At 41.1% G+C, this 15,049-nt stretch carries 14 protein-coding genes and 4 pseudogenes; 10 read left to right on the top strand and 8 right to left on the bottom strand.

Features of this window, described 5'->3' with window-relative positions; translation table 11 throughout:
- Positions 1 to 101 precede the first annotated feature (101 nt).
- The 4 genes from hrpA to grpE all read right to left on the bottom strand — a co-directional run bounded on the left by hrpA (position 102) and on the right by grpE (position 5,568).
- Complete coding sequence (gene hrpA, locus J1G47_RS10905; RefSeq protein WP_207326635.1) at positions 102 to 4,040, bottom strand: ATP-dependent RNA helicase HrpA; 3,939 nt, start codon at positions 4,038 to 4,040, stop codon at positions 102 to 104.
- A 14-nt stretch (positions 4,041 to 4,054) separates the two neighbouring features.
- Positions 4,055 to 4,507 (bottom strand): DUF441 domain-containing protein, encoded by a 453-nt coding sequence (locus tag J1G47_RS10900; RefSeq protein WP_005712846.1) that lies wholly within the window; start codon positions 4,505 to 4,507, stop codon positions 4,055 to 4,057.
- Between the two features lie 63 nt (positions 4,508 to 4,570).
- Complete coding sequence (locus J1G47_RS10895; RefSeq protein WP_010786493.1) at positions 4,571 to 4,873, bottom strand: CCDC90 family protein; 303 nt, start codon at positions 4,871 to 4,873, stop codon at positions 4,571 to 4,573.
- Between the two features lie 95 nt (positions 4,874 to 4,968).
- Complete coding sequence (gene grpE / locus J1G47_RS10890; RefSeq protein WP_005712850.1) at positions 4,969 to 5,568, bottom strand: nucleotide exchange factor GrpE; 600 nt, start codon at positions 5,566 to 5,568, stop codon at positions 4,969 to 4,971.
- Positions 5,569 to 5,747: 179 nt separating this feature from the next.
- Here grpE and aspS point away from each other — a divergent pair, with 179 nt between their 5' ends.
- The gene (gene aspS, locus J1G47_RS10885) at positions 5,748 to 7,520 is read left to right on the top strand and encodes an aspartate--tRNA ligase (RefSeq protein WP_075592456.1); all 1,773 of its coding nucleotides are present in this window, start codon (positions 5,748 to 5,750) and stop codon (positions 7,518 to 7,520) included.
- A 216-nt stretch (positions 7,521 to 7,736) separates the two neighbouring features.
- Here aspS and J1G47_RS10880 read toward each other — a convergent pair.
- Positions 7,737 to 8,207 (bottom strand): annotated as a pseudogene (locus tag J1G47_RS10880) (IS256 family transposase); the annotation flags it as partial.
- 2 nt (positions 8,208 to 8,209) lie between these two features.
- Positions 8,210 to 8,356, bottom strand: a pseudogene (locus J1G47_RS10875) (IS256 family transposase); the annotation flags it as partial.
- A gap of 116 nt (positions 8,357 to 8,472) precedes the next feature.
- On the opposite strand from J1G47_RS10875, the gene J1G47_RS11975 reads away from it, so the two are divergent.
- The 4 genes and pseudogenes from J1G47_RS11975 (at position 8,473) to J1G47_RS10860 (ending at position 10,922) form a co-directional block, all read left to right on the top strand.
- Positions 8,473 to 8,808: a carbohydrate ABC transporter permease gene (locus tag J1G47_RS11975; RefSeq protein WP_234924162.1), complete on the top strand. Its 336-nt coding sequence runs from the start codon at positions 8,473 to 8,475 to the stop codon at positions 8,806 to 8,808.
- Between the two features lie 39 nt (positions 8,809 to 8,847).
- Positions 8,848 to 9,327 carry a carbohydrate ABC transporter permease gene (locus J1G47_RS11970; protein WP_234885610.1) on the top strand — a complete coding sequence of 160 codons (480 nt, stop codon included), beginning with the start codon at positions 8,848 to 8,850 and terminating at the stop codon, positions 9,325 to 9,327.
- A gap of 274 nt (positions 9,328 to 9,601) precedes the next feature.
- Entirely contained in the window at positions 9,602 to 10,162 is a 561-nt protein-coding gene (locus J1G47_RS10865; protein WP_234799232.1) for a carbohydrate ABC transporter permease, read from the top strand.
- 59 nt (positions 10,163 to 10,221) lie between these two features.
- Positions 10,222 to 10,922 (top strand): annotated as a pseudogene (locus J1G47_RS10860) (Gfo/Idh/MocA family oxidoreductase).
- Positions 10,923 to 11,083: 161 nt separating this feature from the next.
- Here the strand turns inward: J1G47_RS10860 and J1G47_RS10855 are convergent.
- Positions 11,084 to 11,386, bottom strand: coding sequence for a hypothetical protein (locus J1G47_RS10855; protein WP_234885608.1), 303 nt, complete (start codon positions 11,384 to 11,386; stop codon positions 11,084 to 11,086).
- A 93-nt stretch (positions 11,387 to 11,479) separates the two neighbouring features.
- Positions 11,480 to 12,040 (bottom strand): TorD/DmsD family molecular chaperone, encoded by a 561-nt coding sequence (locus J1G47_RS10850; protein ID WP_112063167.1) that lies wholly within the window; start codon positions 12,038 to 12,040, stop codon positions 11,480 to 11,482.
- Between the two features lie 59 nt (positions 12,041 to 12,099).
- Here J1G47_RS10850 and nfo point away from each other — a divergent pair, with 59 nt between their 5' ends.
- The 5 genes and pseudogenes from nfo (at position 12,100) to rplA (ending at position 15,010) form a co-directional block, all read left to right on the top strand.
- A complete protein-coding gene (gene nfo / locus J1G47_RS10845; RefSeq protein ID WP_015939885.1) occupies positions 12,100 to 12,945 on the top strand; it encodes a deoxyribonuclease IV in 846 nt (281 codons plus the stop codon).
- Positions 12,946 to 13,062: 117 nt separating this feature from the next.
- Positions 13,063 to 13,242 (top strand): hypothetical protein, encoded by a 180-nt coding sequence (locus J1G47_RS12245; protein ID WP_407926566.1) that lies wholly within the window; start codon positions 13,063 to 13,065, stop codon positions 13,240 to 13,242.
- A gap of 5 nt (positions 13,243 to 13,247) precedes the next feature.
- Positions 13,248 to 13,592: pseudogene (locus J1G47_RS10840) on the top strand (NlpC/P60 family protein); the annotation flags it as partial.
- Between the two features lie 295 nt (positions 13,593 to 13,887).
- Entirely contained in the window at positions 13,888 to 14,316 is a 429-nt protein-coding gene (rplK, locus tag J1G47_RS10835) for a 50S ribosomal protein L11 (RefSeq protein WP_005714356.1), read from the top strand.
- A 4-nt stretch (positions 14,317 to 14,320) separates the two neighbouring features.
- Positions 14,321 to 15,010, top strand: a complete 690-nt coding sequence (gene rplA, locus J1G47_RS10830; RefSeq protein WP_160435299.1) for a 50S ribosomal protein L1 — start codon at positions 14,321 to 14,323, stop codon at positions 15,008 to 15,010.
- The last annotated feature ends 39 nt before the right edge of the window (positions 15,011 to 15,049 follow it).

Genomic DNA, 15,049 nt, shown 5'->3' with positions numbered 1-15,049 from the left:
TTGGAGTGATTACCTATTATTTTTGGAAGTGGCTAGATGATAATAATTATCATAAAGGTAGACAAGTTTGTTTACATAATTTTACAAATTTAAGTGTTTTTTCAAAATTTTATTATTTGGTGAATACTATTCAAAATCCGCTTATCCGAAATCGGATATTTGGTGCCAAGCTGTTGGGCAAACAGGCTGACACGCAACTCTTCAATCATATAACGAATTTCTAAGACTTCATCGGAAATCGGTTTGGATTTTGGCAGTTTCGCCAACAGTTGTTGATAGGCGTTTTGCACCTGTTCCACTCGCAACATTTTGGATCGGTCAGCATTGCTATCCACCACCAACTTATCTAACCGCTTGTCGATAGCGGTGAGATAGCGGTGTAAATCTGCAAGGCGTTTGTAGCCCGTTTTGGTGACAAAATCGGGGTAAATCAAACCGTCAATTTGTGCTTTAATGTCTGACAGGGCAAATGCCACCGTGAAATCCAACTTACCTTTTAGACGTTTGTTGATTTCATAGGCAAGGGTAAGATTTTTCTCAACCTGTTTAGCAATTTCGACCGTGGTGTCGTTTAAATTCGCCCTAACGTAGTCGTGCAGGGCGTTAAATTTTTCTTCCGACCACACAAAGCCACCAAACTCCTCCATCAACTTATCCACCGCACAGGCGATACAGTCGTCAATTAGCTCTAACACCTTGCCGAACGGAGCAAAATATAAACCGAGTTTAGCTTTATTCGGCAATTTTTCGTGCAGATATTTAATCGGCGACGGCACGTTCAACAATAATAATCGGCGTAAGCCTGCTTGCATTGCTTTGGCTTGCTCAAATTCCGTTTCAAACAGCTTGATCCCAACGGCATCTTTTTCATCGACAATCGCAGGATAGGCTTTCACGCTAAAATGCTGTTTTTTCTGTTCGTAAAATTGTGGCAAATCTGCAAAATTCCACAAATGCACACCGCTTTGCTCAATGCCGTCATCGGCAATGTTAGACAGGGTATTTTGCACTTCGTCTTTCAAGTTAAATTTTAGCTCATCAAGATTTTCACTTTCCGCAAGGCTTTTACCTTTTTCATCAATCACACGGAAGCTGATCCGCAAATGCGGTGGCAGTTGGTTTAAATCCCACTGTTCAGGCTCAACTAAAACCCCTGTCATTCGGCGAAGTTCATAACTCAAACTTTCCAACAATGGTTTTTTAAACGGCTCTGCACGAGATAAAAACGCTTCCGCATAGTTTGGTGCGGGTACAAAACTACGGCGAATAGCTTTCGGTAGCGATTTAATCAATGCAATGATAAGCTCTTGACGTAGTCCTGGAACGTGCCAATCAAAGCCGTGCGTATCCACTTGGTTCAGCAACGGTAACGGAATATGTACCGTCACGCCGTCCGCTTGCGAGCCGATTTCAAATTGATAGATCAGCTTCAACTTAAGCGAACCTTGATACCAGAAATTTGGGAAGTCTAATTCGCTGACTTTGTTTGCATTATCATTCATCAAGAACGATTTTTCAAAGTTCAGCAGTTCAGGATCTTTCTGTGACGCTTTTTTCCACCAGCTGTCAAAATGTTTGCTGGAAACGACATCTGTGCCGATCCGCTGATCGTAAAATTCAAGCAGCACTTGCTCGTCCACTAAAATATCTCGACGGCGAGATTTATGTTCCAACTCTTCGATCTCTTTGATCAAGCGGTTATTTTCTTTGAAAAATTTGTAATTATTGTGCCATTCACCTTCCACCAACGCTGAGCGGATAAAAATTTCACGGCTGACAACAGGATCGATTGCCCCATACATCACAGGACGGCAGGCGATAATCGGAATACCGTAGAGCGAGACTTTTTCATCGGCAACCACCGCCCCTTTTGATTTCGCCCAACGTGGTTCGCTGTAGCTGGATTTGGTTAAGTGTTTGGCAAGCGGTTCAACCCATTCAGGCTCAATCCGAGCCACCATTCGCCCCCACAATTTAGTGGTTTCAACCAATTCTGCCGCCATTACCCATTTCGGCTGTTTTTTGAAAAGCACGGAATTAGGGAACAGATAAAAATGTGCATTTCTTGCCCCTAAATAGTGCATTTTTTCGTTGTCTTTCAAGCCGATATGAGACAATAAGCCCGATAATAAAGCGGTGTGAATTTGCTGATAATTTGCAGGTTCACTGTTAATCGGCAAGCCCATTTCACGCACCGCAAGGCGAAGCTGATGATAAATATCCTGCCACTCACGCACTCGCAGATAGTTGAGATAATCTTTTTGGCAGAGCTTACGGAACTGATTTTTGGTGAGTTCCTTTTGTTGCTCTTGAATAAAATGCCACAGGTTCACAAAGGCTAAAAAATCGCTCTCTTTGTCGGCAAAACGGCGATGTTTATCATCTGACGATTGCTGTTTTTCCTGCGGACGCTCACGAGGATCTTGAATAGACAACGCCGATACGATCATCATCACTTCGTGCAAACTGCCGTTTTTAGCCGCTTCGATCACCATACGACCCAGACGGGGATCGATAGGCAGTTGGGCGAGTTGGCGACCGATGTTTGTTAATTTCTGTAGGGACGCACTGCGTGCGTCCGCGGACACACGCAGTGTGTCCCTACCCAAAGCACCTAATTCTTCTAAAAGACGAATACCATCTTGAATATGCCGTTGATCTGGCGCATCTACAAACGGAAACGAAGCAATATCCGTCAAACCCAACGCCGTCATCTGCAAGATAACCGAAGCCAAATTTGTCCGCAAAATTTCAGGATCGGTAAACTGCGGACGGGCGTTAAAATCCTCTTCCGAATACAAGCGGATACATATCCCTTCCGAAATACGCCCGCAACGCCCTTTACGCTGGTTGGCGGAGGCTTGAGAAATCGGCTCAATCGGCAAACGCTGAACTTTGGTACGATAGCTATAACGGGAAATGCGAGCCGTTCCTGTATCAATCACATATTTGATATTTGGGATAGTCAGCGAGGTTTCCGCCACGTTAGTCGCGAGAATAATGCGGTTTAGATTACTTGGATTAAAAATGCGTTGCTGTTCTGCGGCAGATAAACGGGCATATAACGGTAAAATTTCCGTATGGCGAAGTTCCTGCTTCTGCAAGGCTTCGGCAGTATCACGAATTTCTCGCTCGCCGTTCATAAAAATCAAAATATCGCCCCGACCTTCTGCTTGCAGTTCGTCCACCGCATTGAGAATGCCTTGCAGTTGGTCTTGATCATCTTCTTCCACAATCGGGCGATAACGCACTTCCACAGGATAAGTTCTGCCTGATACTTCAATAATTGGTGCGTTGTTGAAATGTTTAGAAAAACGTTCCACATCAATGGTTGCCGATGTGATGATCACCTTCAAATCAGGGTGTTTTGCTAAAATTTGTTTGAGATAGCCGAGAATAAAATCATTGTTAAGCGAACGTTCGTGGGCTTCGTCAATAATTAGCGTATCGTATTGATTGAGATAGCGGTCGTTTTGGATTTCGGCAAGCAGAATACCGTCCGTCATCAATTTGACGAGGGTGTTATCGCTAATCTGATCGTTAAAGCGGATTTTATAACCGATGGTTGAACCAAGTTCTGACTTCAATTCTTCTGCAATGCGTGTCGCCACCGAGCGAGCCGCGATACGTCTAGGTTGCGTATGCCCGATTAGTCCTTTCACCCCACGCCCTAGTTCCAAACACATTTTTGGCAACTGCGTAGTTTTACCCGACCCCGTTTCCCCAGCAATCACCACCACTTGATGTTCGGCAATCAGTTTTAAGATCTCGTCACGGCGAGCGGAAACAGGCAGATCAGGGTACTCAATTTTCAGTTGTTCGGCTTGTTGTTTACGCGTGAGATAGCGACTTTTACAAGCGGTCAAATCCACCTCAATTTCTGCAATGATGGCTTGTTTAGCGTTTTCATTTTTGATATTCGCCAACCCACGAATACGCCTGGCTAAACGGCGAGCATCAATTAAAGTGGTATCTTGCAGTTGGTTAAGTAAGTTTTTTTGTTCTGCTGTAAGCGGTTGGTTTTTATGGTTTTTTTGCATATTTCAATGGTAAATTACGATTTTCCTATGATGAGCGACAAAATCCCAGCAGCAATTAACGGACCAACAGGTACGCCTTTTAAGAAAGCAACACCGATAATAGTGCCGATTAATAACCCTGTGACTAGCACAGGTTGGTTGCCCATTAGGGTTACGCCACGTCCGCCAAGCCAAGCAACTACTATGCCAGCAATAATAGCAACGATCATTTTCCAATTAATCGGTTGAACAAGTTCAGGCAAGGCAATTCGCCCTGATACAAGAGGGGCAAGTACGCCGATAGTCAGAATGATAATGCCGATTTTGATACCATATTGTTCTAAATAAGGCACATATTTTGATAATAACGTTTGTTGCATAATCAATAATACAGCAGCAGAAATGGTTACAGCACTATTTTGACTGAAAATACCGAGTAAGATAAGTGCAACAAGCAGTAGGGCAACAGAATTAAATTGTAGTGACATAGGTTTATTTAAGGTGAAAATCCCTTACTTGATAAACAAATAAGGGATTGTGTTTTGCTTTAGTTAGTTGATAAATCGCATTAGTCCCATTAATACACCAAGACCAGCAAACATAAATCCAGCCATTTTATACATTGATGTTGTCAAACGTACTTCAAGCTGAGCAATTTCTTGCTTTAATTCAGATTTTAGTTCGTTAACACTCTCTTTTAAATCTGACTTATTGACTAATCCACTTTGACTTTGCTCAAGTGCTTCATCTAACGCTGTTGCAAACGCCTCAGCAACCTCAGGTGGTTGATTAGCTTCTTGTAGCTTTTTTACAAAGCGAAGTTTATCAAATCGAATACTCATAGTTGCGTCCATTTTTTATTCCCTTTGTGATTAGTGTTATCAAAAAATAACATAAATCACGCAGGTATTTGGGGCTAATTTTGTGATCGCCGTCGAAAAACAGAAAATTAACTAGCGACCATTACCATTGCTGGACGGATAACACGTCCGTGTAGCGTGTAACCTTTTTGTAAGACTACACTAATATGGTTGGCTTCAATGCCCTCAGCTGGTTGCATTGAAATTGCTTGGTGTAGCTCTGGGTTAAATGCTTCACCCACCACGCCGACTGCTTCAACACCAAAGTTATTTAAGGTTGAAACTAAGCCTTTATGGGTTAATTCTACGCCTGATTTTACGCTTTCATCAACCCCTTCAAGAGCCTGTAAACCACGCTCTAGGTTATCGACAACAGTCAGCATCTCTTTAGAGAATTTTTCTAAGGCAAATTTATGGGCTTTTTCTACATCTTGCTCTGCACGGCGGCGAATATTTTCGACTTCCGCTCTTGCACGCAGTTGAATATCTTGTTCACGCTTATCCGCTTCAGCAATATAGGCTTCTAGCTCTTGTACACGAGCAATAGCTTCTTCAAGCGGATCGATTTCATTATTTTGTTGCAACTCAGGTTCAACATCTTGTGTTTGAGCTTCCTGAGCCTCTTGTGCTAATTCAGTTGCTTGGCTAACGTCTTGTTCTACTTGTTCTTTTTCAGTTTGGTTTGTCATTGTGTATCCTCAAATTTTGACTTCGCAAATTTTTGCACTAAAACGACCGCTAATATAGCGACAAATTACGGGATTTCAAGGCTTAAATGATTATTTTCCATTGTTATCTGTTTTCTTTGGTCTGTTTTCGCTATAATCGCCACAATTTTTTCCAAATTTTATAAGAAGGATAACTAGATATGATGCGTTCTCATTATTGCGGTGTGTTAAACCGTACTCACGTTGGTGAGCAAGTAACATTAAGCGGTTGGGTACACCGTGTCCGTAACCTTGGTCGTTTTATTTTTATGCAAATTCGTGACCGTGAAGGGATCGTGCAGGTTTTCTTTGATGAGAAAGATGAAGCCTTATTCAAACAAGCCTCTACATTGCGTGCGGAAGCCTGCGTGCAAATTAAAGGTGAAGTGATTGCTCGTGATACATCTCAAATTAATAAAGAGATGGCAACAGGTGAAATTGAAGTGTTGGTCAAAGAACTTGTGGTATATAACAATTCAGACGTATTACCGCTCGATTTCAATCAGAACAACACCGAAGAACAGCGTTTAAAATACCGTTATTTAGATTTACGCCGTCCTGAAATGGCGGAACGTTTGAAAACCCGTGCAAAAATTACCAGTTTTGTGCGTCGCTATATGGACGACAACGGTTTTCTGGACATTGAAACTCCAATGCTCACCAAAGCAACCCCTGAAGGTGCGCGTGACTATTTAGTGCCAAGCCGTGTGCATAAGGGCAAATTCTATGCGTTACCACAATCACCGCAATTATTTAAACAGTTGCTGATGATGTCAGGTTTTGACCGCTATTACCAAATAGTCAAATGTTTCCGTGATGAAGATTTGCGTGCAGATCGTCAGCCTGAATTTACCCAAATCGATGTGGAAACCACCTTTATGACCGCCCCTGAAGTGCGTGCGATGATGGAAAAAATGATCCGCGGCTTGTGGTTAGATCGTTTAAATGTTGATTTAGGCGAGTTCCCACAAATGACTTTTGCAGAAGCAATGCGTCGTTATGGTTCAGACAAACCCGATCTGCGTAACCCGTTAGAATTAGTTGATGTGGCGGATATTCTAAAAGATGTTGAATTTAAAGTATTCAGTGGTCCAGCAAACGATCCTGAAGGGCGTGTTGCGGTCATTCGTGTGCCGAATGGTGCGGAAATTACCCGTAAACAGATTGATGAATATACTCAATTTGTTGGGAACTATGGTGCAAAAGGCTTAGCGTGGGCAAAAGTGAATGATGTAAACGCAGGCTTAGAAGGTTTGCAAAGCCCGATTGCTAAGTTCTTAACTGATGATGTGGTTAAAGCATTATTAGCGCGTGTCAATGCACAAAATGGCGATATTATCTTCTTTGGTGCGGACAGTGAAAAAGTGGTTACAGATGCGATGGGTGCGTTACGTTTGAAAGTGGGACGTGATTTAGGTTTAACAGATCTCACCGCTTGGAAACCACTTTGGGTTGTCGATTTCCCAATGTTTGAAAAAGATGACGAAGGTAACTGGTCAGCAATGCACCACCCGTTCACCGCACCAAAAGATTTAAGCCCTGAAGAGCTAGTTCAAAATCCAAAAGGTGCTGTGGCGAATGCTTACGATATGGTGATTAACGGCTATGAAGTGGGCGGCGGTTCTGTGCGTATTTTCGATCCGAAAATGCAACAAACGGTATTCGGTATTTTAGGCATTAACGAAGAAGAACAAAAAGAGAAATTCGGCTTCTTACTTGATGCGTTAAAATTCGGTACACCACCACACGCAGGCTTGGCGTTCGGTTTAGACCGTTTAACGATGTTAATTACTGGCACAGAAAATATCCGTGATGTGATTGCCTTCCCGAAAACAACGGCGGCAGCTTGCTTGATGACCGATGCACCAAGTTTCGGTAATCCGAAAGCGTTAGCAGAGTTGGCGATTCAGACAACGGTGGAAAAAGAATCGTAAGCTGTACCCGATTTGAGAGTGTGGATTTTTGCACTATTTAATTATTAAGGGCTGACAATGGGTTAGAGCCAGAGTCAGCTTTTTGTTCAATTAAAGTATTCTTTATTGAGTGTTGTGATGATATTTAAATTACTTAGGATAATCTTCTTTTACAGGATTGTATTTTTGCCTACGTAAGGACCCTATCCCAAATTCTGTGTAAACACCCATTTCAACTTAACGGTGATCGTCTAAGCGATCACCAAAATCAATCATAAATCGATTCATCGCCAGTTTCCAGTTCTGAATCGGCATTGTCCATTTTTTTGATGCATCTTTAATCGCAAGCCAAATCACTTTGAAAACTGAATCATCCGTCGGGAATACATTTCGTTTTTTAATCACGCGACGAATTACGCTATTAAGCGATTCCACGGCATTCGTGGTATAAATCGCTTTACGAATATCAGCCGGATAATCAAAAAATGTGGCAATATTTGCCCAGTTATCTTCCCAGCCTTTCGCCACAAGCGGGTATTTTGCCTGCCATTTTTGCGAAAGTGCGGTCAGATTTTCGCGAGCCTGTGCTTCCGTCGGGGCTTGATAAACCTGCTTTAAATCTGCGGTGACGGCTTTGTAATCTTTCCACGAAACGAATTTCAAGCTGTTACGCACTAAATGCACAATGCAAAGCTGAATCTTCGTTTTAGATAACCAAGATGGTCGGTCAGTTCACCATTTAACGCAGCCTCGACGGTGATTTTCTTGAGCATCCGTGAAAATTGATTGAGGTCTTCCGGTGTTTTTAGGTTTTTGGCAAATTCCGCTTCCAAGGCGTGAAGTTGTTTTTCGTTCATAATAAAATACCTGTGTCTGAATGTATTATCTCAGAAACAGGTATTTACACAAATTGTGGGAGAGGCTCCTGATAAGGAGCTTTCCTTATGTATTACCGTCGCAATAACTATACTAGATGGATATTCGTATTACCTGCGTTGTTGATCGTTTCGGTACTCTTTGTATATCCGTTTCTCTCAAGTATCTTTTACAGTTTACCAATAAAAACTTGATTATGCCGACATATAGCTTTGTAGGATTAGCCAACTATAAAACGGTGTTGTCAGATCCTCGCTTTTGGATGTCATTTGGTCATTCATTAATGTGGACAGCCTTATCTCTGATAGGTCAGGTGTTAGTCGGTTTCTTACTTGCATTGGCTTTAAATCGGGTGGAACGTTTTAAATGGCTTTATAAAATCCTGTTAATTGTACCTTGGGCATTCCCGATGATTGTTATCGCATTTTCTTAGCAATGGATTTTAAACGGTGTTTATGGCTATTTACCGAATATGTTGGTGCAGTTAGGGCTGATGGATATTGCCCCTAATTTTCTCGCTGATCGCACTTGGGCATTCGTTTGTCTAGTCTTTATCAACATTTGGTTTGGTGCCCCTTTAATAATGGTCAATATTCTGTCCGCATTACAGACTATTCCGTCCGATCAATATGAAGCAGCCAAAATTGATGGAGCAAATATGTGGCAAGTGTTCCGTTATATCACCCTACCGCATATTAAAGTCGTTGTTGGATTACTAGTCGTATTGCGTACCATCTGGGTATTTAATAACTTCGATATTATTTATCTTATTACAGGTGGCGGTCCTGCTGATGCAACGATGACATTACCAATCTATGCCTATGATATGGGGTGGGGAAGTAAATTATTAGGGCGTTCTTCTGCAGTGACTGTATGGCTCTTTATCTTCTTACTGTCAGTTTGTTTCATCTACTTCAAAATTATTAACCGTTGGGAAAAGGAGAGTAAATAAAATGAAAAAGAAATCTTCATTACTTGGCGACATCGTTTCCCATCTTTTCTTAGCTACTTCAACGGTCATTGCTATCTTTCCTTTGGTATGGATATTCATTTCGTCCGTAAAAAGTAAAGGGGAACTCACCAGTGAACCAACTCGGTTTTGACCAAAGATATTCACACTAGATTACTTTGAACACGTTATTAACGATCTCAATTTCATTGTAAATATTAAAAACAGCCTATTTATCTCGCTAGTTACGACCATTATCGCTATCACCATTTCGGCAATGGCAGCATACGGTATTGTTCGTTTCTTCCCGAAATTAGGCTCGATAATGTCAAGACTGTTGGTCACAACCTATATTTTCCCACCGATTTTGCTTGCTATTCCATACTCTATTGCAATGGCAAAAGCAGGGCTAACCAATACAACAAGCGGTCTGATCATCGTCTATCTTTCCTTCAGCGTACCTTATGCAGTTTGGTTGCTAGTCGGATTTTTCCAGACGGTACCGATTGAAATTGAAGAAGCCGCCAAAATTGACGGAGCAGGGAAATTCACTATTTTCTTCAAAGTTGTATTACCGCTTGTTGCACCAGGTATTGTTGCAACTGCCATTTACACCTTTATCAATGCGTGGAATGAGTTCTTATATGCCCTTATTCTCGTCAATGATACTAGCAAAATGACAGTTGCCGTTGCATTACGATCTCTAAATGGTGCAGAGATCCTAGATTGGGGCGATATGATGGCGGCTTCGGTTATTGTGGCCATTCCATCAGTATTATTCTTTTGTTTTATTCAAAATAAAATCGCAGGAGGATTATCTGAAGGCTCAGTTAAATAAAGTTTCATCGCTATCGGTAAAGGTAAATTCTGTATTTTAATTAATTTAGGAGACAAAAAATGATTAGATATGGTGTTGTTGGCGTGGGCTATTTTGGTGCAGATCTCGCGCCCTTTATGAATGAATTTGATAATGCACAAATTACGGCGGTTTACGACCCAGAAAACGGACAAACCATCGCAGAAGAATTGAAATGTGATGCAGCAAACAGTTTGGAAGAATTGGTAATGCGTAATGATGTAGATTGTGTCATTGTCGCAACGCCCCTGAGTTTGGTGATGAAGACGATATGTTATTTGTCAATTTGGAATTTGATGATAACCGCTTTGCTGTATTGGAATGGGGATCAGCCTTCCGTTGGGGCGAACATTATGTGCTAATTCAAGGCACCAAAGGGGCAATCAAGCTGGATATGTATCATTGCAAAGGCATATTACGCCTTGATGGCAAAGAGAGTTATTTCTTAGTCCACGAAAGCCAAGAAGAAGATGATGATAGAACGCGTATTTATACCAGTACTGAAATGGACAGTGCAATCCAATACGGTAAACCAGGAAAACGCACCCCAATGTGGCTAAGTTCCATTATGAAAAAAGAGATGAAATATCTGAATGATATTTTACACGGTATGCAACCAAATGAAGAGTTTATAAAACTACTCACAGGTGAAGCCGCAAGAGCTGCAATTGCAACCGCAGACGCCTGTACGCTTTCTGTAAGGGAAAAACGTCGGGTTGAGTTAAGTGAAATTATTCATTAAATAGTGGGAATTAGTATCTCATTTTGAAAAATAATAGTGTCGTAAAGTGTTCATAAGTTGTGGTATAACAGTAAAATTATACTTGCTTATGAACACTTTTATTTAGTGTGTTTTGGGAGAATAGCTTGTTTGTACTTCCAAAGAGTAGTGAAACACCGCTCCTATTCAACCGGAGCCACTTCCTCAATCGGAGCTTGCCCTTCTGCTTCGTCGGCTTTATTTGGTTGGGTTTGAGGCGTGTCTTTGCCTAGTGACAATGCGTCCCATACACTTGGTTTTGCTTCAACCACAGAACCGCCACCTGTACAATAGCGTTGCCCTTTATCTTTCCAAACAGGAATTTGACGAGGGCTGGCGCAGTCCCAAGAACCGTAGCTATTGATACCTACCCATTGAATAGTTGGTATGCTTGGTAGTTTGAAAGCCAAGGGTTCGGCACGTTTAAAATAGAAGTTGTCAAGCAAGCACTGACATTCCTTGAATAAATTAATACCATGTAGCTGTTAGCAAAAGTAATTTCTGTACTATCTAGCAGCTACATGATAATACCAACAAAACTACATATTCTCTAACTCTTCCAACTCATCCGCCATTGCACTTAATGCATCTCGAGTAAGTTGGGCTAATGCCTTATAAAAACCAGTATCAAAGGCTTCTACTTTGCCTAAGAACTTGCTTAAACAAGGTAAAACAAAATGTTCAAAGAAATCACGTTGAGCCTCGGTAGAATTAAGGTTATCTTCAATCCAAGAGGCTGTTAGCAGTAGTAATGCAACGTGATCGGGATTGGCTAATTCAGGCATACCTCTTTGTTGGCGGAAGGCTACAAAGTCGGCAACGGATAATCCATAGGCAGAAATTGTTGTAGCAATAGCTCCATTTTCCGCAAAAAGAGCTTGATAACTGTCCGCTTGTTCCGTAGGGTTAGCATTTTTTTCTACGATTGTTAGGGCAAGTTCACTCTGTTCATCAGTTGCCAATACCCAAGTTTGACGAAGATTACCCTGTTTTAACCACGCAAAAGTCCCTGCTAAAATAGGATCCGTTGGACTGCGATAAAAGAGATTGCCGAATAAACGGCATAGTAGAGAAAAGTCGTTGATTGTTGTTTGGTTCATAAGATCAGTTTCCGTAAAATGAAAGCGGTATGTTACACGAATTATTTGGAGAAAATAAGATGAAATATATTGGTGCTCACGTTAGTGCTTCCGGTGGTGTTGAAAATGCTGTATTACGCTCAGTCGAAATTGGAGCGAATGCCTTTGCTTTGTTTACGAAAAATCAACGTCAATGGCAAGCACCGCCATTAAAAGAAGATACCATCGAAAAATTTAAACGTTTTTGCCAAGTCCACCATTTTTCGCCAGCACAAATTCTTCCGCACGATAGCTATTTGATTAATTTAGGCAATCCCGAAGCGGAAAATTTGGCAAAATCACGTGAAGCCTTTATTGATGAAATGCGACGTTGCGACCAATTAGGGCTCACTTTGTTAAATTTCCACCCAGGTAGCCATCTCAATAAAATATCGGAACAGGATTGTTTAGCGCGTATTGCCGAATCTATTAACATTGCAGTTGATAGCGTGCCTAATGTGGTGGCAGTGATTGAAAATACGGCTGGGCAAGGTTCAAATTTAGGGTGGCGGTTTGAACATTTAGCTGAAATCATTGAGCAAGTTGAAAATAAACAGCGTGTTGGCGTTTGCCTAGACACTTGCCACTTATTTTCGGCTGGTTACGACATCAGTTCATTAGCCTCTTGTGAACAAACTTTTGCTGATTTCGATAAAGTGGTCGGTTTTGAATTTTTGCGAGGTATGCACTTAAATGGCTCCAAAACACTGCTTGCAAGCCGAGTAGATCGCCATCACACGTTAAGAGAAGGCACAATTGGGACAGATGTCTTTAAATTTATTATGAATAATGCTCATTTTGACAATATTCCGCTCATTTTAGAAACAATCGAACCTGAAATTTGGGCTGAAGAGATAAATTTTCTACGTTCTTTGGAACAAAATTAAGTTATACTGGTCTGATGTGATAGGTTTTGTGCAGAACAAAACCTTTGTTTTATACAAATTCTTGTAATTTTTAGTTGAGGTAATTCGCTTTTCTAGTTCTGGCGAGACAAATTTATTATGCAAAAATCATTATTTTATTTAACCAAAACCGTTCTTTTTTCTCTGACCATCGCGTTGTCTATTGGGTATAGTTCAAACGCTGTTGCAAGTTTGAGTACCAAACCTGCAACCCCAACGCAGTTAAATAAAGCAAAAACAACGGCAAAATTTGCCTCAGCAAAAAAAAACAAGATGTGACACAGAAAGTAATGAATGTCTATCGTCAATGGGCTGGAACTCGCTACCGTTTAGGCGGTGAAAGCAAAGCAGGTATTGATTGTTCTGCTTTTGTACAAGCCATTATGGGTTCTGCCTTTAACCAACACTTCCCACGTTCAACGGCAGAACAGCGATATATGGGGAAATCCATCTCTAAATCAGAATTACGTCCAGGTGATTTAGTCTTTTTCCGTAAAAATAATCACGTTGGTGTTTATATCGGTAATGGAAAATTCGTTCACGCAAGTTCAAGCCAAGGTGTAACCACAAGTTCTATGTCCGAGAGATATTGGGCTAAAAGCTATACCCAATCTCGTCGAGTGTTTTAGATTCCATCCTGTATGTTTTTAGCTGAAATGCTATTTCTTATCGGTATACCTTTTGAGCAATGGCCACTTAAATAACCAGATTGAAATAAAAGTAACAAGTCCATTTCATCATGGGTATAGTATGTCAATACAAATCAAAGTCTACTATAAATTTACTTGATAAATAATGAAATTTATTCAATAATGGAGGTGCACTTTTTAGTTAGCTGTATAAACCTAATTTAGTGCTTTCATTTATTAAAAACAAGGGGAGCCATTTTCGGCGTTATTACCCACACAAGAGGAAACTTTAAAAATGGCAAAAAAAGTCCAAGCCTACGTTAAACTGCAAGTTGCAGCGGGTATGGCTAACCCATCACCACCAGTTGGTCCAGCATTAGGTCAACAAGGTGTTAACATTATGGAATTCTGTAAAGCATTCAACGCTCGTACTGAGAGCTTAGAAAAAGGTTTACCAATTCCGGTTGTTATCACAGTTTACGCAGACCGTTCATTCACTTTCGTAACTAAAACTCCACCAGCTGCAGTGTTATTGAAAAAAGCACTTGGCTTAAAATCTGGTTCAAGCAAACCAAACAAAGATAAAGTGGGTACAGTAACTCAAGCACAATTACGTCAAATCGCTGAAACTAAAGCAGCAGATATGACTGGTGCTACTATCGAAACCAAAATGAAATCAATCGCTGGTACAGCTCGTTCAATGGGCTTAATCGTAGAGGAATAATACAATGGCTAAATTGACTAAAAAAATGAAAGCAATTAAAGCTGGTGTAGATTCTACTAAAGCTTATGAGATCAACGAAGCAATCGCAGTGTTAAAACAATTCGCGACAGCTAAATTCGTTGAGAGCGTGGATGTTGCGGTAAACTTAGGTATCGACCCTCGTAAATCAGACCAAAACGTGCGTGGTGCAACAGTATTACCACACGGTACAGGTCGTACAGCTCGCGTAGCAGTATTTACTCAAGGTGCAAACGCAGAAGCAGCAAAAGCAGCGGGTGCAGACTTAGTGGGTATGGAAGATCTTGCAGAGCAAATCAAGAAAGGCGAAATGAACTTTGATGTTGTTATCGCTTCTCCAGATGCAATGCGTGTTGTAGGTCAATTAGGTCAAGTATTAGGTCCACGCGGCTTAATGCCAAACCCGAAAGTTGGTACAGTAACTCCAAACGTAGCAGAAGCAGTTAAAAATGCTAAATCTGGTCAGATCCGTTACCGTAACGACAAAAATGGTATTATCCATACTACAATCGGTAAAGCAGACTTCTCTCCAGAGCAATTAAAAGAGAACCTTCAAGCGTTATTAGCGGCATTAGTGAAAGCTAAACCGACAACAGCGAAAGGTATCTTTATTAAGAAAGTAAGCATCTCTACCACTATGGGTGCTGGTGTAGCTGTGGATCAAGCTTCACTATAATTTCTTATAGATAGATTAAAAGCCGCTTAAAGTTCATGC

Source organism: Glaesserella parasuis (assembly GCF_017352235.1).
GTDB lineage: Bacteria > Pseudomonadota > Gammaproteobacteria > Enterobacterales > Pasteurellaceae > Glaesserella > Glaesserella parasuis.
Note: the sequence above shows the minus strand (reverse complement) of the source record. Positions and strands in the feature narration are given on the sequence as shown.